The organism is Microcoleus sp. B9-D4, from assembly GCF_036705105.1.
Classification (GTDB): Bacteria; Cyanobacteriota; Cyanobacteriia; order Cyanobacteriales; family Microcoleaceae; genus Microcoleus.
In genome coordinates this window covers 17177-36439 of sequence record NZ_JAUBTS010000038.1, presented here as the reverse complement: position 1 = coordinate 36439, position 19263 = coordinate 17177, and the positions used below count along the sequence as shown (strand labels likewise).

The window sequence follows — 19263 nt, the reverse complement described above, 5'->3', positions numbered from 1 at the left end:
AAGCCACAGTAAATGTAATGCTGAATTCAGCATCCAACAACGGCCTCCATATCTAGCAATTGTCATGGCGACAAATTATGACGAGCAATCTGTGGAAACTCGATCGCACTAACATCCCTGAGTCAATGGGGTGCAGCGGCACAGCACTAATCTTTCTTCTCACTAAATATACTCAACCTTGGCAAAGAATAAACCTAGTTGAAAAATTCCTGCAACAGTGCGGGATCGAGCCTTTTGCTGAAGTTTTGGGCGTACCTAACAGCGGAATATTCAGAGAAAATATACCCACATCCGTCAGAAAACCGCATCCGAATTTGCTGTTTCGCGCTTTGGCAATTCAGGCATTGGGGAAGGTGCGAGAGGGGCTGATATCAAGTGAGAGAAAGGCTAGAGCAAGTAATTTTAGCAAAAATCTGCTGGCGGCGTTAGAACAGGAAGCACGAGGGGGAGCGAATCCTTTAATTCGGTGGTCTGCGGCTGTTAGTATTAAGTCAATTTGGTCGAATGAAGCAGGGCAAGGGCAAGGCAAGGAAGGTGGTGTAAATCTCACAATCAATGCATGGGAAATTGAGCGGCAGGTTGTAGAAGAGCAAATTCAACTATTAGCAAGCAACAAATTTGCTTTGGACGACAGCAGCAGAAATGACAGCGGTAAGGAATATGAGAATTGTCTCGATTTTTGGGTGTACGGCCCTAGCTGGCTGCTGCCTAGCCTGCAAATGGATTGCGAGGAATATCTGTTTTGGATCGATCGAGTATTTGCGGCGATCGCACTTAGGGGCCCGTACAAATTGAGTGCCGAAAACGATGCAGCGGTAACAAACTTTTTGGAAGTTGCAGAAAATAATTTTAATGACTTGGAATTCTCCAAAATACTTGCCAAAATTTTTGAGTTCCTGCACCACCCGGAAGCGAGAGTTAAAAATCTAGCTACAATTATTTTAGAACCTTACAAAGACCAGCTAGACCGAAAATCGGCGCAGATTATGACAGCGCTTGTATATAAATTTAATGTAAAATATCAGCCCTTAGAATCTCTGACTCTTCCTGAAATTGAGGAGTACAAAGCGTCACTATATTTCGGTAAAATGGAAATTGACGACTTGTATGGTGAGGCTTTGTCGCTGTGCGGCGATCGGGATGTCGAACTCGCAAGTTTATTGTCAGCTAAACAAAGGGAATCCCAAAATACTCTAGAGGAGCATATCAACAATCTCAGCAAGTTAGTTAAGTCAATCATAAATTGCCAGAGCTTGTTAGATGCTAATAGAGAACTTTTGTATTTGACTGTAGATCGGCTGGAAAAATGGGATTACACTCTCGACAATAAACTGGCGGCGCACCGCCAAAAAATCCAAAACCTGAGCTTGGATAAAAGTACCTCCGAGCAGTGCATAAACCTCGACAATGAACTCAATTATATCAGAGATGCTTTGCAGTATACTGTGTATGAAATCACCTCAAATATTAATAGCCAAATTAGAGAGTTAGAACTTTCTGCGTCCAAAAATAGCAAGACTGCAACAGATATGTTTAAGTGGACGTGGCTATTATTCAGGGTGGGGTTTTCAGTAGGGCTGTTTTTGTATTTATCGGATTTAGTGATTAACTGGATATTCGGGGTCAGCTACACAAGGGAATTTCTAGTTTATTGGACTATTTTATTTAGTGTAATGGTGGTATTTTTGTTAGTATTAGCTGTGTTTTTTTCGGCGCTCGCTGCTTTAGACCAGCGCCGAGAATCTAAATTAATTCCTCAATTTGATAGCTTAAGCCAAATAGGGAGCAGTTTTTCTGTATTGTGGCAAAAAATTTATTTGCAACAGTTTGTCCCGTCGGTGCGATCGAATCAGTAGGGTGCGTCAGAACCAGAGTTTCAACTTAACTCAAAAAGTTTGTTTCTGACGCACCCTACCAGGACTAGGAGGAGGAACTCTAAGATGCGGTTGTTGCTGCTACTTTCTGGGTGTTGCTACCTTGATTTGCCAGTTGAATTAATTCAACTTTATATCCATCTGGATCTTGCACAAAAGCGATGACTGTTGAACCGTGCTTCATCGGGCCGGGTTCGCGACTAACTTTACCACCGCGAGCTTTAATTTCTTCGCAAGTACCGTAAATGTCGTCAACGCCGATCGCAATATGACCGTAAGCATCCCCCAAATTGTACTCTGTGACGCCCCAGTTGTATGTTAACTCCAAAACTGTAGTGTCTGATTCGTCGCCGTAGCCAACAAAAGCCAGAGTAAATTTACCCTCTGGATACTCTTTTTGCCGCAGTAATTTCATCCCCAGAACCTCGGTGTAAAATTTGAGGGACTCTTCCAGGTTGCCGACTCGGAGCATCGTGTGTAGTAGTTGCATTTAGCTCACTCCAAATTTTTTAAGCTTCCTCAATTTTAGCGATATCTTGCTGGAAAAAACCGCCTCGGCAAAGTTTACCTGGTTTTAGCTGGCTTTTTACTGAACAAAAACCACCATAATTCTAAACCAATTAAGGTCAATCCGCCTGCTGTTACGCCTATTTTTAAACTTAACGGCTGTTCGATATGCCGAAATTTAGCGGTTGAATTTGCAGGAGGGATTGATATTTGATTCCCTCGAACTCCCGATGCAATTCCGAGCATAATTCCTAAACTTCCGAGGCTTCCTAAGATTTGACGTTGGTTCAACATTTTTAATTAAAATTTATCCTAGTTTAGGCAAGAGATTTTGGTTAATAAATCGAGGTATTGTGCGCCTTGGCTACCAGGAATTTTAGGGAAACTCCTAATTTAGCCACTAGATTTGGCGTGAAAATTCCGCAACCGCAAAGCATTAGTAAGTACAGAGACTGAACTAAAAGCCATTGCTGCACCGGCAATAATTGGATTTAGCAGCCAGCCAAAAATGGGGTACAAAATACCAGCGGCAATCGGTATGCCAGCGATGTTATAAATAAACGCAAAAAACAGATTTTCGCGAATATTTCGCATGGTGGCGCGGGAAAGTTTAATTGCTGTAACTATGCCTTGCAAATCTCCTGAAATTAAGGTAATGTCGCTGGCTGCGATCGCCACATCTGTGCCGGTGCCGATCGCAATTCCCACGTCTGCTAAGGCCAAAGCCGGTGCATCATTAATCCCGTCTCCCACCATCGCGACAATTTTTCCTTCCCCTTGCAGGGCTTGAATTTGAGCTGCTTTTTGGTCGGGTCTAACTTCGGCAAAAATGCGCGTAATGCCCACGGATTGGGCGATCGACTCCGCAGTAGCGCGATTATCCCCCGTCAGCATCGCCACCTCCAAACCCAGTTTTTGAAGTGCTTTCACCGCCTGCGCTGACGACGGTTTGAGAGCATCCGCAATGCCCAGAATTGCCTCTATTTTGCCTTCTACAGCCATCCAAACAACCGTTTTGCTCGCAGCTTCCAAAGCTCTCGCGCGCAGTTCCAGATATTCAGTATCGCAGCCGAGTTCCTGCATCCACCTCACCGTTCCCAGGGCGATCGACTTTCCGCCTACAACCCCGCGAACACCACTCCCCGCGATCGCCTCAAAATCCTTAACATCCGTCAAATTCACCTCTTGAGATTGAGCGTACCTCACAACAGCTTCCCCCAAAGGATGCTCCGAATTTCGTTCTACAGACGCCGCCAATTGCAGCAACTTTAACTCATTGCTGTTCGCCGTTCCTTTAATGGTCACAAAATCAGTGACAGTCGGCTTACCTTCGGTGAGAGTTCCAGTTTTATCTAATACGATAATTTGGATTTGGTGAGCCAATTCTAAACTCTCTGCTCCTTTAATTAAAATCCCATTTTCTGCACCTTTCCCAGTTCCCACCATCACAGCAGTCGGAGTCGCCAAACCCAAAGCGCAGGGACAGGCAATAATCAGCACTTCCACCATTGTTACGGTTGCCAAAGTGATATTTCCAGTCGCGTTAAACCAGATAATAAAAGTAGCTAAAGCGATGGCAATTACTGCGGGAACAAACCAACCAGTTACTTGGTCTGCTAACTTTTGAATCGGTGCTTTTGAACCCTGTGCGTCCTGCACCATCTTGACAATTTGAGCTAAAAATGTATCTTTGCCAACTCTGGTCGCCCGAAACTTGAAGCTGCCAGTTTTGTTAATTGTGGCTCCGATAACTTCGTCGCCAAGCTGCTTTTTGACAGCCAAACTTTCTCCCGTAACCATTGCTTCGTCTACCGTCGAAGCCCCTTCAATAACATCTCCGTCTACGGGGATTTGCTCCCCCGGCCGCACCTGCACGATGTCGCCAATTTCCACTTGGGCGATCGGCACTTCCAACTCTTCCCCGTTGCGAATTATCCGAGCAGTTTTTGCTTGCAAACCCATGAGTTTGCGAATGGCCTCCGAAGTCTCTCCCTTCGCCCGATTTTCTAGGGTTTTCCCCAACAAAATTAAGGCGATAACGCTAGCGGCTACTTCGTAGTAAACACTAGGAGTCAAACCTTGGGCCGTGAATAAACCGGGAAAAACTGTCACAAATACAGAATAAAAGTAAGCAGCACTCGTACCCAAAGCAATCAGGGTATCCATTGTTGCTACCCGCCGTTTTAGGGATTTCCAAGCTCCTACATAAAACGATTTGCCGCACCAGAATTGTACGGGTGATGTCAGGACTAATTGCAACCAATAATTGTGCAGCCATGCGGGAATAAATGGCAGGTGCAAGCCGGTCATCGCTGGAATAGAGCCCACAACTAGCAGGATGCTGATGATACCTGCTGTCCAGAGTTTCCGCTGCAAGGTTTGATATTCCGATTTGCGATCGGCTTGTTCGGAATCATCCTCTGGCGCAGCCATTTCTTGAAGCGGCAAAGCTTGGTATCCCGCATCATCAACCGCCGATTGAATTGTTTCTAAGTTGGTTTGCTTGGAGTCGTATTGGATGGTTGCTTGTTCCATCCCAAAATTTACCTGACACTCAATTACGCCGGGAACAGATTGAATTGCTTGTTCGATAGAGGAAGCACAAGAAGCACAACTCATGCCCCGCAGTGTAAGTGTGAGATTGTCCATAGATGCCCTCCTAACTTATAAAGTTACCTTCTGTCTTCAAATGACCTCGCCTAAAAACGGATAACGGGCGACGTACTCCTGTCGTGGAGAATCAAAAATTTTAGACTCTTGTTAAATCTCCCAGATTCAAAGCTGCAAGTAAATCTAAAATCTAAAATCTAAAATCTAAAATTGACTTGTTGGATAGCCAGCAGATGCGATCGCTTTCCTAACTTCACTTTCTGACTTAGCGGTTTGAATCGTGACCAATTTTGTCTTGAGATCCGCCTCAACCGTTGAGGCTGAGTCAATAGCTTGGACTGCTTTTGTGATTGTAGTCGCACAAGCAGAACAAGCCATATTAGGCACTTTTAGCTGTAATGTCATAATTTGAACCTCAGCAGAAACTACTCTGCTCAATCAATGAATTAACTTTATTGTAAAGTCTCCAGTAGACTGGAGAGTCAAGGGGAATTGCAAAATAAATCAGGAATTATGAAAAAAGTAGTTTGACACGCTACCGATATGGGTAAGGCGCGCACTGTGTACCCTACATAATTCGGTTGTGAGTCCTGTAAATCTTAACTTTGAGTGCGATCGACAGCACAGCAATAATTCTTTACAAGTTTGCCACAAAAATTTCATCCTAATTTCATTTATATGTGAAAAGCTGAAAATAAATGGCCATTTTAAGGATATAAGCTCTATGAAACCAATTTCATTGAAAACAGGCTTTGCAGCGCTGATGTTGACCGCCACAGCCGCTTTTACCAGTGGAGTGCTTGCAGCTTGTTCAAATGCCCCTTCCAGTGAAACTCCCGCCCCAAATGTTAAGGCTGCAACCGAAGCAAACAACAAGCAAGACGTGGTACAAGGCGGTGGCATGGGTGGCATGAATCATGGCATGAATCATGGCATGAATCACGATATGTCAATGGATTTAGGCCCTGCTGATGCCGACTACGATTTGCGGTTTATTGATGGCATGACAGTACACCATCAAGGTGCTGTAAAAATGGCTCAAGATGTGCTTAAACAATCCAAACGCCCGGAAATGAAAAAACTTGCCACTGATATAATTGCTGCTCAAAACCGCGAAATAAATCAAATGAAAGAGTGGCGAAAAACTTGGTATCCCAAAGCCAGCAGTACGCCGATGGCTTATCACGCTCCAATGGGTCACATGATGGCCATGACTCCCGAACAAATGCAAAGCATGATGATGAGCATGGATTTAGGGGCCGCTGACGACCAATTTGACTTGCGATTTATCAATGCGATGATTCCTCACCACGAAGGAGCTTTAGTGATGGCCCAAGATGCTTTGAAGAAGTCAAAACGCCCGGAAATGAAGAAATTGTCTCAAGAAATTCTGACTTCGCAAAAGCAAGAAATTGAGCAAATGAAACAGTGGCGGCAAGCTTGGTACAAAAAGTAATTTAGCTCACCTCAACAAAACGTGACCCAAATCACGAAAATGAGTGACCTTAATCACGGTAGCTGGATAGTTAAGAAAATACTTGGTTCACAAAAGCAAGAAATTGAGCAAATGAAAAAGTGCCGACAACCTTGGTAGACAAAGTAATGTAGCTCGACTGTGGCTGTCAGCAGTTGTCTGACTCCACCTCAGTTTCCTGAAAGTACCTACACATACTGTAGATAATGGAGCCTCCCTACCTCTAAAGTAGTAGAAAGTTACGTAAAACTACTGTAGACAATTGCTCAGCTCTACCTCTAAAGTAGTAGGTAGGTCAGCAAAAAGCTATATAGAGGGGGTAGGTCATGATCTTGAACAGCTTGGAATTAACCACAACTTATAAATCAAATGCAGCCGTAGATGAGCTAGTGAGCGCATTGACCAACGAAATTGCAGCGCCAGCAGAGATAAAAAAACCGGAAAAAAATCTACAGCAAAATCGCTTGTCATTAGGCGAAACTTATCTTCATATTTTAGAATCTGGTGGGCATCTGGGCTGCTGAGGCGAAATTTCATCCTAATTTCATTTGACCCTGAAATACTAGGTTGAGTAGAGCATTCCTAGCTCTTGGTCATTGCTTAGCGGTCGCTTCTTGGAAAATGCTAATAAGTAACTTTACTTAATGGGTATCACTTACTTACCTTGGCAAAATACCAACTGCTAAACCTGTGGCACTCAACCTGATTTCAAGGACAATGCCAACGATGATATTCCACAAATATGCTCAATATCCGGCAATTATTAGCAGCTTTTCGGGAAGTTTGTTCAGCATAATTTTGCTAAGTTCTCCGGCCGCTGTTTTTGCCCACGCTGGCCACGGAAATGAATTTCACCATAGCGGCGAAACAACTCAAACTCCTACTGCTATTTCTGTCGATGCCGAAACAGCAAAACGGTTAGGAATTAAAATCTTCCCTGCCACGCGCCAGAGACTAGATATCGGCATTAAAACTACTGGAGAAATTGAAACTTTACCCAACCAAAAAGTAGAAGTAACGGCTCCTGTTGCTGGGAAAGTAGTAGAGTTGCTGGTTAAGCCTGGGGACAAAGTATCAAAAGGTCAACCGCTTGCGGTTTTATCAAGTTCAGAATTAGGACAATTGCGGGTTGAATCTCTCTCGAAACGTGCCGAAGCTGAGGCAGATTTGCAGCAAGCGGAAGGCGATCTCAAATTAGCACGAGAAAATTACGATCGCCAAAGTCAAATATCCGCAGCAGAAATCGCCCAAGCCCAAACCCAATTAACAGCGGTAACTAAGCAGTACCAGCGAGAACAAGAATTAGTAAACAAGCGTTCCGTGGTGCAAGCCGCTCAAGAAAACTATCAGCGTCAAGTTGAAATAGCGCAAGCCGAAATAGCGCGGGCCGAAACAGAATTAACTATTGCTAAAGAACAGTTCGATCGCGACAAAGAATTAGTGGCATCAGGAGCGATCGCGCGGCGCACAATGCTGGAATCGCAAGCCCACTTCGCAGAAGCAAAAGCCGCTGTTGCTAAGGCAAAAAGCCGTCCTGAAGTTATCAAAGCCGAAACCGAAATTAAACAAGCCGAAGTAGACCTGCCGATGCGGGAATTGCGGGAATCTCAAGGCCGAGTAGCAGAAGCAAAAGCTCAACTTACCAGAGCTCAGAGCCGTCGGGAAGTCCTAGAAGCCGAGAACCAGCTCAAACGCGGCAAAACTGCCGTCGAAGTCGCTCAGTCGCGCATTCGCTTGGCTGACGCAGCCTATCAAGCGCGACTCCAACAATTAGGAACTGTTGCCAACGATCGAGGACTCGTTACTGTAGTTGCTCCGATTTCGGGGACGGTAGCCGATCGCTTCATCACCCCAGGCGAGTCAGTAAACGCTGAAAAACCGTTGATGAGTCTGTTAAATGACAGCCGCGTTTTTGCCACAGCCAATATTTACGAAAAAGACCTGAATCAAGTAAAACAGGGTCAGGAAGTCAGGGTAAAAGTCGCTAATTTAGCCGATCGCACTTTCAAGGGAAAAATCGCCTTAATTGGGTCATCCGTGTCAGGAGAAACGCGGGTGGTGCCGGTGAAAGCAGAACTAGATAATATTAACGGTGAATTAAAGCCCGGACTGTTTGCTGAGTTGGAGATTTTAACAGACAAAACTGCCACAAATATTTTAGCAATTCCGAGTGCGGCGGTAGTGGATGTTAGCGGGAAAAAAACCGTTTACGTCCAAAATGGCAATGCTTATCAAGCGGTTGAAATTGAACTCGGTCAAACTGCGGGAGATTTAGTTGAAGTTAAGAGGGGTTTATTCGAGGGAGATTTGATAGTAACGCAGCGAGCACCTCAACTTTACGCACAATCTTTGCGGGGCGGCAGCAAGCCCTCAAAAGACGAGGAAAAGAAAGAGACATCTCCAAAGGTACCAGAGGTTAATTTTAATAATTTACCCGTGTCTTTATGGTGGGCGGGAATAGGGGGAGGAGTTGCGATCGCATCCCTGACTTTTGCAGCAGGGGTTTGGTGGGGAAATCGACGCGAAGAAAGTTCGGCAGCGGATTTTGTAACGGATGTAACGGATGTCAGGAAGAAAGCATAATACTGTAACTTTGTTAACTGTCAACTGTCAACTGTCAACTGTCAACTGTTTAAATGTTCAGCACTATTCTTAGATGAGTAATTAACCGCGGCTGGCTAGTTTCGCCTTATCCCAGTTGGCGAAAGTTCGGAGTAAGATAGAATTACCAATTACCAATTACCTAACTAAATGTTCAGGACTATTGTAGTTGCACATACTCACTGCGGAAGTCCTAAGATGTTTAAGAAAAGTATCTTTACTCAAATTCTCACCTCCTTCATCACTTTTGTACTGGTTGTTGCTTGCAGTCAAACCAATCAACCTACCACCACCACTAATACTCCGAGCAATACACCAGCAGCAGCTACACCCAATTTGGCCACTGCCCTTCCAATTGGAGCAGCATTCTCGCAAACCAGCAACTATGCTCTTTTAGCTCAGGAATCAGTGGCTGGTGCCAAAATTGCTGAGAAATATTTCAACGACAGGGGAGGTGTTAATGGTACTCCTATTAAACTGGTATTTCAAGACACTGGAGGAGATGAAGCAGGAGCCATCAACGCCTTCCAAACTCTAATTAATCAAGATCGAGTGGTTGGCATTGTGGGGCCATCGGCTTCTCAGCAGGCATTTAGTGCCAATCCAATCGCAGAACGAGCAAAAGTGCCAGTCATTGGCGCATCGAATACTGCCAAAGGGATTCCTGAGATTGGTGAGTATATTGCCCGTGTCTCTGCACCTATTTCGCTTGTAGCTCCCAATGCAGTAAAGGCAGCGCTTAAGCTTAATCCTAAGATTAAAAAAGTCGCTGTCTTTTATGCTCAAAATGATGCTTTCACGACATCGGAGACAGAAATTTTCCAGCAAGCGATTAAAAACCAAGGGCTGGATATCGTCACCGTCCAAAAGTTCCAAACTACTGACACGGACTTCCAAGCTCAAATTGGTAATGCACTCGCTCTCCAACCCGACTTAGTTGTTATTTCTGGATTGGCAGCCGATGGAGGTAACTCGATCCGGCAACTGCGGGAACTGGGTTATAAAAATACGATCGTTGGCGGCAATGGTTTGAACACGTCTAATATCTTCTCGGTGTGTCAAGCACTCTGCGATGGTATTATCATTGCTCAAGCCTATAGTCCCGAAGCCCCCGGCGAAATCAATGCTGCCTTCCGCGATGCTTATGTAAAGCAAAACAAGAAGGAACCACCGCAGTTTAGCGCTCAAGCCTTCACTGCCGTACAAGTATTCGTGGAAGCCTTGAAAGCTTTGGATAGTAAAACCAAACTCAGCGCGTTGTCATTGGCAGAGTTACGCACAAAGCTGAATCAGCAAATCCTAGCTGGAAAGTACAATACCCCTCTCGGTGAAATTGCCTTTACCCCTGAAGGTGAAGTTGTACAGAGCCAGTTTTACATTGCTCAAATCAAGATGGATGTAGATGGAAATAATGGCAAGTTCATCTTTTTGAAGTAAGTCAAAAGGGTGCATCCCAATTTTGCAAAATAGTTGATTAATTTACCTGCACCCAGAAAGGCTCTACGATCGCTATTCATCGAAAATATACGGCATAGGTTTTTTGCGCCCTTTGAATTGAGCGCGCATAATAACCCGTTCCGAGCGCTTTGGCGGTACTGGATTGTAGTCTATTTCGCCAATGCTTTCTAGAGTTTGTGAGTAGTGTTTTGGTGCTTGCATAATAACTATTGTAAACTGCTTTATCAAAAAGAGCAACGCAGGTTATATCATTTTATATTTTAGATTTTACATGACTTATGAATCCGGGTTGAAAGTTAAAATATTTCATCCTAATTTCATTTTTGGGAGTCAAGCTAAAGTGAATGGCTATTTAACACTTTTCAGCCAAGGAATGGCGGGTAAAGCTAGCGCAGCCGGAGCCTTTAATATCCGCTAAACTTTATTGTTAAATAGTCGATCGCCCAACGGTAGCCGGTAGTCATCACCTCTATAAAATCATAAAATGTTCAGCACTATTCTTAGATGGGTAATTAACCGCCGCTGGCTAGTTGTTATCGCCACCATTATTATTAGTCTTTGGACATTGTATATCATCCCCCAAATGTCCCTTGATGTCTTCCCTCCTTTTGCACCCCCGCAGGTGGAAATTCAGACGGAAGCACCGGGCCTCGCACCGGAAGAAATCGAGTCTTTGGTAACACTACCGATCGAAAGTGCAATTAACGGAACTCCTGGGGTAACAGCAGTGCGATCGTCTTCCGCTGTGGGCCTTTCTTTGGTTAAGGTAATCTTTGATTGGGGAACTGAAATTTATCAAGCGCGGCAGTTGATAACAGAACGGTTGCAGCAAGCTCAAAGCAAACTCCCTGCTGGGGTAGAAACACCGCAAATTTCTCCCACAACTTCTCCTGTCGGCACTGTTATTAGCTATGCTTTTACGTCAGAAACTACTCCTTTGATGGAAGTGCGCCGTCTGGTTGATTGGCAAGTCACAAATCGCCTTTTGGCAGTGACAGGCGTTGCTCAAGTGGTGGCTTACGGCGGCGAAGAAAGGCAGTATCAAGTATTAGTAGAAACTGCTAAGTTGAAAGCTTTTAATGTGTCGTTGCAGCAAGTAGCTGAAGCGGCGGCGGCTGCGAATGTTAACGCGCCGGGGGGATATTTAATTACGCCGGATCGAGAAACTTTAATCCGGGGGGTGGGGCGGATTGAGTCTGTGGAAGATTTGCAGCAATCGGCGATCGACTCTCGCCACGGAACACCCGTCAGAATTAGTGATGTGGCTGAGGTCAAGATTGGTGCTGCAATCAAGCGGGGCGATGGCAGTTTTAACGGCAAAAAAGCTGTGATTGTGATGGTAAACAGACAGCCAGTTGCTGATACTCCGACGGTAACTAAAGCGGTTGAGGCAGCAATGGCTGAGGTGCAGCAAGCTCTGCCAAAAGATATTAAAGTTACTGTGACTTTTCGACAGGAAGAATATATTAATTCCTCGGTGGAGAATGTGCGATCGGCTTTAGTTGAAGGCAGCATCATCGTCACCCTTATTCTCATCCCGTTTTTGATGAATTGGCGCACTCTGGCGGTTGTTTTGCTAGATTTCTTTCTGACTTGGCTGTTGGCGCTGCTGGCGATGTATTGGCTGGGGCTGGGGCTGAATACGATGACTTTGGGGGGTTTGTCGGTCGCGATCGGCACTGCGATCGACGATGCGATCGTCTATGCCGAAAATACCTACCGCAATTTGAGAGAAAATACGTCTTCTCTTCATCCTCGCCCGGTGATGGATGTGATTTTTGATGGCAGTCAGGAGGTGCGCGATTCGTTAATTGGAGCGACTGTTATTGGGATTGTTGTTTTTTCTCCAATTTTTACTTTGCCCGGTGTAGAAGGTCGAATTTTTACGCCGATGGGGATTACTTATCTGGTAGTTGTAGTGATTTCTAGTCTGGAATCGCTGTTAATATCTCCCGCCCTTTGTGCTATCTTATTGCCTAACAAACGTATGAGTGGTAAAGAACCTTGGTTGCCGAGATTTTGCAAGCGCATATATCATTTTTCGATAAATTTGTCAATGCGCTATTCGGGGATTATATTAGCTTTAGCTGCTGCTAGCATGGTGGCTGCATTAATTATCTTGCCTTCCTTTGGACGGGTGTTTTTGCCGGAGTTTCAGGAGCAAACTTTGGTGAATACTATTATGCTTTATCCGGGGGTGTCTTTGGAGACAACAGATAGCGCGGCTTTTGCTATTGAAGATGCTCTTAAGGATGATAGCAGGTTTCAATATGTGCAAGTGCGATCGGGCAGAGCTCCGGGAGATGCTGATGCTGCGGGAGTCAATTTAGCTCACATTGATATCGGTTTGAGCGAGGAGGGCATGGAACACAGGCCGAAAACTTTGGAGGCGTTGCGGCAGGAATTTGCTAAATTGCCGGGAGTTGCACCAAATATCGGCGGTTTTATTTCTCACCGGATGGATGAGGTTTTATCTGGTGTCAGAAGTCAGATTGCTGTCAAAATCTTTGGCCCGGATTTGGATCAGCTTCGCAGCATCGGTGCCAAAGTTGAAGAGCAAATGAAAACAGTTGAGGGAATTGTGGATTTGCAACTCGAACCGCAGGTGCCCGTGCCACAAATTCAAATTAAGTTTAACCGTCAAGCTGCGGGTAGATACGGTTTGAAAATCGGAGAGCTTTCTGAAATAATTGAGACAGCTTTAAACGGCAAAGTTGTTTCTCAAGTTTTGGAAGTGCAGCAAACTTTTGATTTAGTTGTTTGGTTGCAGCCTGAAGCTAGAAACAACCTAGAAACTATTCAGAATTTGCTGGTTGATACTCCAAGCGGTAACAAGATTCCCCTCGCCCAAGTTGCGACTGTTAAATACGGTACGGGGCCAAATACGATTAACCGCGAGAATGTTTCCCGCTTGATTGTGGCGGCGGCTAATGCTAAAGGTAGGGATTTGCGATCGGTTGTGAATGAAATTCAAGCTAAAGTCAAACGAGAGGTACAGTTGCCTTTTGGCTATTTTATCCAGTACGGCGGTCAATTTGAAGCCGAGCAAAGAGCTTCGCAAAATATTATGATATTTAGTGCGATCGCCTTTTTGGTAATTACAGTATTGATGTACTTGTCCGTCAAGTCAATTCCTTCAACTGCTATGATTATGATTAATTTGCCGATCGGCTTAGTGGGAGGAGTAATTGCGGTAGCTTTGACTGGTAGCATCATCTCTGTAGCTTCCCTGGTTGGCTTTGTCACATTATTCGGCGTTGCTACCCGTAACGGCTTGCTTTTAGTAGACAACTACAACACTAAATTTGCTGAAGGACTGCCTTTTAAGGAAGCAATTATTAAAGGCTCGATGGAACGGCTCAATGCCATCTTGATGACCGCTTTAACTTCAGCTTTGGGTTTAGCACCTTTAGTCTTTGAAGGTGGGGCGGGCAAGGAAATTTTGCAACCGCTGTCAGTCGTAGTTTTAGGAGGGTTATTTACTTCTACAGCCTTAACTTTGTTAGTGTTGCCAGCTTTGTATGCTCAATTTGGGCATTTTTTACGCCCTCAACAACCTCAGCCAGTTATTGAAGACGGGAAGGTAGTTAATGTGTGATATTTTCTACTTATTGTCAGTCAGCAAGGAGTCAAACAAATGAAATCGCTTAAGTCAAGTTTAATTGTTCTAGGTAGTGTTGGATTGCTGTTTTTGGGAGCTTGCAGTAAAGGCGACCAAGCAAACGATCCAAATACCACTCCAGCATCCCCTCCTGTCGCCTCTCAACCTGCGTCTTCGGCTCCCGCCGCTGCTCCTGCAACAGCAACTAAAGGGGGGCAAGTTGTAAAGTCTGGAGCTTACTATTTAGAGTTTGTACCGGAAAAAGAAGCTACCGGAACTCATTTAGATGTTTATTTGCAAAAAGGGGAGAAAAAGGAACCAGTTCCTAACGCCAAAGTGACGGCTCAAGTGCAGTTGCCGAATGGAAAGCAGCAAACCCTAGCTCTCAAGTATGATGCTGAGGGCAAACATTACGCTGTGGTGTTTCCCGGCAAAGATGCAGGAAGTTATCCCGTGAAAGTGACTGCGGATATTAACGGAGAAAAAGTTGACGGTCGTTTTACCTTCAATCAATAGATAGGTAATTTACTAATGCGCTCTAACTTATGGGCGCATTAGTTATTAGCAACAAACAACTGCCTCCTGCATTTCCATTAAAAAGCCGATCACGTTTCGATCGCACTTTATTTCCTATTTCGTTGCCTGAGTTTTTTTGAATGGGAAGAAAACTCTACCTGCCAGACTTTGGAAGTAGATGCCACCGACAGTACCTAAAAACATCAAATAGGCGATCGCCTGCACGACATAGAGCTTATCCGTGTATCCAAACAGCGCACTCAATAACAAACCGGGAAACTTTTCTTCGGGAAGCAGTTGCGAGGTATTCCAGACCATCGGCCCGAGAATGCAAGAGTGGATTTTAGTAAATCTTTCGTAATAGAAACACAATGCTGCTGATTCCCGATTTGTTTGCGATAAAATATTCATCGCGCTGTCAAAAATTCCCAAGGTAGATACCACTAAACCCGCTACAATAAATAGCAATAAAATGCCCATATATTTGAAAAACAGGCGGATATTAATTTTGATTCCCAATTTAAACAGCAGGACACCAAGTGCGGTGGCTGAGAGAAGGCCCGCCAAAGCGCCGATTGCCGGAATAATTCCTTGTTGAAATTTGGCAACCACAAACAAAACGGTTTCAAATCCTTCGCGTAACACGGCAATCAAAACTAAACTAAATACGCCCCAACCGGCATGAGAATTTTGCGTTAAGGCAGCACTCACAGCGCCTTCGACTTCGGCTTTCATAAATCGCGCTTGTTTGGTCATCCAAATCAGCATCCAGCTCAGCATTGCGATCGCCACAACCCCAAAGATTGCCTCTAGCAGCGACTCCATAATCGGTGCAAAAGGCTGATTGGATGCGGACAAAATTTGAATAGTCCAGCCGAAAAGTACACCTATCAAAGCACTGGCAATCAGTCCAACGCCAACACCGCCGAAAACCCAAGGACTTAAATAACTTTGTCCTGATTTTTTGAGGCAAGCTAGAACAATGCCGACAACTAAGGCGGCTTCGACTCCTTCGCGGAGGGTAATTACAAACGTGGGCAATGCTTCGCCAAAATTCATTTTTTTATGGTGGGAATGGGAGTGGTTAAGGAGCTAGGTAATTGGCAGATTATTTACCAATTACCGCTCTTGATGAAAGTGATGTTTTTAGGATGCTGGTTTGAGAACTTTTTGGCTGTCGCTTTCGATGGTTTTAACTAGCTGGTTGACTTGTTCGGTGGTTTTGACGGGGGCGGGGGGTGCGATCGCCGTTGGCCAATTTGTCTTCAGTTCAGTCATGTTGGCAACAATTGCTTTGTCAATTTCGGGGCTGGTTTTAGCCACTTGCTCGGCTATATCTTTGTACAGCATTTCCGCGTACATGACAAAACCCCGCGAATCTTGATATTCAATAATTGCGGAAATTTTGCCGTTAGCAACTGCCGCTCCGTATTCGGAATTAGCTGTATCTAGCAAGCCGTTAATCACTTGCAGCACGAATTTCGGATCTTTGCGCTGCGCTTCGGGAAGGGCGGCAATTGCTCCGTCAACTGCTTGCATTGATGTGTCAAATTCCGCATTCACTTGAGCCGGATCTTTTGCACCCGCTTTAACTAAATCCTGCAATTTAATTAAAGTAGTCTTAAATTCGGGAATTTTACGCTCGTTTAGCTGATCTTCCACATCGGCATAAATTTCTTCAACTGGATGCCCGATGTGCGGTTCGGCTTGGTCGGGTTTGCCTTGATCCAAGAGTTCTTTGGCTACTATAAGATGCCCTTTCATCAAGCCAAGTTTAGTCATGTAGTCTACATCTTTGGGCTCGCCTGTCAGCACCACATTTTCAATAGTTACCAAGTCTTTGATTTGGTCGAATTGGGCTTGAGTAATGACATTTTTAGAGACCAATTCTTCGACTTTCCCGTAAGGGCGGCTGGCTTGAATTTTGTTAGAAAGTGCCGGTACTCCTAACTTGGCTTCGAGTTTATCTAACTCTGAAAGAATGGCAGTATTGATGTTGATGCCGCCCTTGCCGCTGTGAGTCCCGCTGTGACCGCTTGTGGAGGCGGGACTGGCTGTGGCAACGGGTGAGGCGGTGCTGTCGGTGTTGCTGGCTGTGGGCGTGGAAACGCAACCGGTCAGAGCAACGAGGATGGCTGTAGCGGTTGCTGTAGGTAATAAACGATATCTTGCAACATTTGCAACAACCCTGCTACGGGCGGGCGAGACGCCCACCCCACAAGAAAAGTCATTGTTTGTGGAACAGGCATCTTGCCTGTTCTTGGGGATGCCCACCCCACAAGAAAAGTCATTGTTTGTGGAACAGGCATCTTGCCTGTTCTTAAGAATGGTGCAAGATGTGAGTAATAAACGAAAAGTTGATAACATGGCAGTTGCTAATTTTTACGTTATGTGCATTTGGACTCACAGGTTATTAAGAAATATTCTCAATTATTTGCGAGCTATTCATTCTACCTATTTGCGATCGAGCTTGTCAAATAATTTCATACTTTCTTTATTTGAATCGCCGCACCGTGGTAGCAGGATTTGGTTTAAGTGATGACTTCAAATACCCCCATGCAGCCTGCTTCGGCGATCGCATCTTGATGGGGATGAAACATAAATTTTCCAGCGTAGCCGTAGGTAAATTCTAAAATATGTCTTTCAGCTACTCCCATTGTAATTACATCGGTTCTTTCACTGGGAGTCAAAGTCATTCCTGTGCGATATACGTCAAAAAAGTTGGCGTGCAGGTGAAAAGTCACTGCCGGTTCGTACTCAATCAGGTTGAGAACGTAAAGCCGGATTAGCTGATTTCGGTAAATAGGGATCGGGTTGTTCATGTAATAATTTGGCAACCCGTTAAAAGCGTATAGTTCGTTTTTTTCGTCGTCGTTTACGTCGTATCCTCCCATGATTAACAAGATTTCATCGGCGGGAGGACGGGGTTTTGGCGGATCGATGATGAACATTCCATAGAGTCCTTTACCTATATGACGAGTTACAGGCTCAATATGGCAGTGATAAAGATGCACTCCGTAGGGATTGGCATCGAATTCATAAATAAATACCGAACCGTTTTTCACTGGTTTAACGCCATCCATTTCGCTGGTATGAACGCCGTGAAAGTGCAGCGAATGAGAATGTCCGGCTTTGTTATAAAAAATGACGCGGATACGATCGCCCTCAGTTGCCCTCAATGTCGGCCCCGGCACGCGATTGTTCACGTTCCAGGTGTTGAAGGTGACGGCGCTGTTAAGTTGGACGATCGAAGTATTAGCTTCCAGGCGAAATTCGCGTACCGTGCGCCCGTTTTCGCGCGTCACGGTGCCGTAATCAAAATCCCGCGCAATTTGCATCGGGTTGATATTGCTGACGGTGACTGCATCTGCGGGCATTGGCGGTACTCTCGCAACTGATGTCGGTTTGTGAGTCAAATTTTGCAATGCGATCGCGCCGCCCGCTACCCCAGCGCCAGCTATTCCTAGCTGTAGCAGTTGGCGGCGACTCCAGCGCCCCGGCTTTTTCATGGCGGGACGATCGGATAAATCTGTCATACTTATTTAAAAATATTCTCAAAAATTTGATTGCGTTTGAGTATAAGACATTTCTAGCTTGTTGTCAATAATTGTCAACTATCATCTTTTTCTGCGAAATTAGAAAATTTCATGCTGATTTCATCTCAGTATGTGAGGTTAGATGTTGGGGTAGATGCTGCCGATCGCTAACAATGTATAAGGATTTACCGCTATAAATTAGAGTTATGAGAGTTTTGCTAGTTGAAGATGAGCCAGATTTAGGGAAAGCGATCGAGCGAACCTTAAAGCAGGAAAAATATATAGTTGATTGGGCCCTAGATGGCAATGAAGCTTGGGAATATTTAGACAGCCAGTGGACGCAATACACCCTCGCTATTTTTGACTGGTTGCTACCAGGATTGTCAGGATTGGAACTGCTACGGAGATTGCGTGCTAAACATAGCGCCCTGCCCGTATTGATGCTGACAGCAAAAGACCGAATGGAAGATAAAGTTGCGGGACTAGATGCCGGGGCTGACGATTATTTAGTCAAGCCGTTCGGGATGGCGGAACTGTTAGCAAGGTTGAGGGCATTGCAGAGGCGATCACCCCAAATTCAGCCCCAACAGCTACAAATCGGAAATCTCGCCTTAGATTGCGGCAATCGCACAGCTTTTCATCTCAATCAAAACGGCACAAACCCGACAATTTCGCTGACTAACAAAGAATTTCAACTGTTAGAATATTTGATGAAACATCCGAATCAAATTGTCACCACCGACCAAATTCGGAATCAGATATGGGAAGCCAGTGCAGATACCTTTAGCAATGTAGTCGCCGCTCAAGTGCGCTTGCTGCGGCGCAAACTCGAATCAGTCGGCTGCGCGAATTTAATTGAAACCGTCCACGGCGTCGGATACCGGATGAGAAATTGAAAGAAACCCGGGGGACCGCCCCTATAGAAACAGAAACTCTGCGTCCTATGCGGTTCCCAAAAAAATATCATTCTCAACTACCAATTACCAACTACCAACTACCAACTACCAATTACCAATTACCAATTACCAATTACCAATTACCAATTACCAATTACCAATTACCAATTACCAATTACCAATTACCAAT

The 19263-nt window shown here is 44.9% G+C and carries 17 protein-coding genes; 9 read left to right on the top strand and 8 right to left on the bottom strand.

Features of this window, described 5'->3' with window-relative positions:
* Nucleotides 1–77: 77 nt before the first annotated feature.
* The gene (locus QUB24_RS21140; protein ID WP_333155203.1) at nucleotides 78–1856 is read left to right on the top strand and encodes a hypothetical protein; all 1779 of its coding nucleotides are present in this window, start codon (nucleotides 78–80) and stop codon (nucleotides 1854–1856) included.
* Nucleotides 1857–1935: 79 nt separating this feature from the next.
* Here the strand turns inward: QUB24_RS21140 and gloA are convergent, their stop codons facing one another.
* From gloA to QUB24_RS21120, 4 genes are all read right to left on the bottom strand, one after another.
* The gene (gene gloA, locus QUB24_RS21135) at nucleotides 1936–2364 is read right to left on the bottom strand and encodes a lactoylglutathione lyase (RefSeq protein WP_333155201.1); all 429 of its coding nucleotides are present in this window, start codon (nucleotides 2362–2364) and stop codon (nucleotides 1936–1938) included.
* Between the two features lie 74 nt (nucleotides 2365–2438).
* The gene (locus QUB24_RS21130) at nucleotides 2439–2675 is read right to left on the bottom strand and encodes a hypothetical protein (RefSeq protein WP_333155199.1); all 237 of its coding nucleotides are present in this window, start codon (nucleotides 2673–2675) and stop codon (nucleotides 2439–2441) included.
* Between the two features lie 99 nt (nucleotides 2676–2774).
* Nucleotides 2775–5030, bottom strand: coding sequence for a heavy metal translocating P-type ATPase (locus QUB24_RS21125; protein WP_333155198.1), 2256 nt, complete (start codon nucleotides 5028–5030; stop codon nucleotides 2775–2777).
* A gap of 165 nt (nucleotides 5031–5195) precedes the next feature.
* Complete coding sequence (locus QUB24_RS21120) at nucleotides 5196–5396, bottom strand: heavy-metal-associated domain-containing protein (RefSeq protein ID WP_333155196.1); 201 nt, start codon at nucleotides 5394–5396, stop codon at nucleotides 5196–5198.
* A gap of 319 nt (nucleotides 5397–5715) precedes the next feature.
* Between QUB24_RS21120 and QUB24_RS21115 the strand changes: the two genes are divergently transcribed.
* From QUB24_RS21115 to QUB24_RS21100, 4 genes are all read left to right on the top strand, one after another.
* A complete protein-coding gene (locus QUB24_RS21115) occupies nucleotides 5716–6447 on the top strand; it encodes a DUF305 domain-containing protein (RefSeq protein ID WP_333155194.1) in 732 nt (243 codons plus the stop codon).
* A gap of 344 nt (nucleotides 6448–6791) precedes the next feature.
* Nucleotides 6792–6989, top strand: a complete 198-nt coding sequence (locus QUB24_RS21110; RefSeq protein WP_333155192.1) for a hypothetical protein — start codon at nucleotides 6792–6794, stop codon at nucleotides 6987–6989.
* Nucleotides 6990–7191: 202 nt separating this feature from the next.
* On the top strand, nucleotides 7192–9048 hold the full coding sequence (locus QUB24_RS21105; protein ID WP_445300425.1) for an efflux RND transporter periplasmic adaptor subunit: 1857 nt from the start codon (nucleotides 7192–7194) through the stop codon (nucleotides 9046–9048).
* Nucleotides 9049–9264: 216 nt separating this feature from the next.
* Nucleotides 9265–10503 (top strand): ABC transporter substrate-binding protein, encoded by a 1239-nt coding sequence (locus QUB24_RS21100; protein ID WP_333155187.1) that lies wholly within the window; start codon nucleotides 9265–9267, stop codon nucleotides 10501–10503.
* A 72-nt stretch (nucleotides 10504–10575) separates the two neighbouring features.
* On the opposite strand, the gene QUB24_RS21095 is transcribed toward QUB24_RS21100, so the two are convergent.
* Nucleotides 10576–10725, bottom strand: coding sequence for a hypothetical protein (locus QUB24_RS21095; RefSeq protein ID WP_333155186.1), 150 nt, complete (start codon nucleotides 10723–10725; stop codon nucleotides 10576–10578).
* A gap of 70 nt (nucleotides 10726–10795) precedes the next feature.
* On the opposite strand from QUB24_RS21095, the gene QUB24_RS21090 reads away from it, so the two are divergent.
* The 3 genes from QUB24_RS21090 to QUB24_RS21080 all read left to right on the top strand — a co-directional run bounded on the left by QUB24_RS21090 (nucleotide 10796) and on the right by QUB24_RS21080 (nucleotide 14641).
* On the top strand, nucleotides 10796–10942 hold the full coding sequence (locus QUB24_RS21090) for a hypothetical protein (protein WP_333155184.1): 147 nt from the start codon (nucleotides 10796–10798) through the stop codon (nucleotides 10940–10942).
* 66 nt (nucleotides 10943–11008) lie between these two features.
* Nucleotides 11009–14122, top strand: coding sequence for an efflux RND transporter permease subunit (locus tag QUB24_RS21085; protein ID WP_333155183.1), 3114 nt, complete (start codon nucleotides 11009–11011; stop codon nucleotides 14120–14122).
* A gap of 39 nt (nucleotides 14123–14161) precedes the next feature.
* Complete coding sequence (locus QUB24_RS21080; RefSeq protein WP_333155182.1) at nucleotides 14162–14641, top strand: hypothetical protein; 480 nt, start codon at nucleotides 14162–14164, stop codon at nucleotides 14639–14641.
* 114 nt (nucleotides 14642–14755) lie between these two features.
* Here QUB24_RS21080 and QUB24_RS21075 read toward each other — a convergent pair whose 3' ends face one another.
* The 3 genes from QUB24_RS21075 to QUB24_RS21065 all read right to left on the bottom strand — a co-directional run bounded on the left by QUB24_RS21075 (nucleotide 14756) and on the right by QUB24_RS21065 (nucleotide 18177).
* Nucleotides 14756–15700 carry an FTR1 family protein gene (locus QUB24_RS21075; RefSeq protein ID WP_333155180.1) on the bottom strand — a complete coding sequence of 315 codons (945 nt, stop codon included), beginning with the start codon at nucleotides 15698–15700 and terminating at the stop codon, nucleotides 14756–14758.
* 87 nt (nucleotides 15701–15787) lie between these two features.
* Nucleotides 15788–17008 (bottom strand): helix-hairpin-helix domain-containing protein, encoded by a 1221-nt coding sequence (locus QUB24_RS21070; protein ID WP_333155179.1) that lies wholly within the window; start codon nucleotides 17006–17008, stop codon nucleotides 15788–15790.
* A gap of 164 nt (nucleotides 17009–17172) precedes the next feature.
* The gene (locus tag QUB24_RS21065) at nucleotides 17173–18177 is read right to left on the bottom strand and encodes a multicopper oxidase domain-containing protein (RefSeq protein WP_333155177.1); all 1005 of its coding nucleotides are present in this window, start codon (nucleotides 18175–18177) and stop codon (nucleotides 17173–17175) included.
* A gap of 206 nt (nucleotides 18178–18383) precedes the next feature.
* On the opposite strand from QUB24_RS21065, the gene rppA reads away from it, so the two are divergent.
* Complete coding sequence (gene rppA / locus QUB24_RS21060) at nucleotides 18384–19073, top strand: two-component system response regulator RppA (RefSeq protein WP_333155175.1); 690 nt, start codon at nucleotides 18384–18386, stop codon at nucleotides 19071–19073.
* Nucleotides 19074–19263 lie beyond the last annotated feature (190 nt).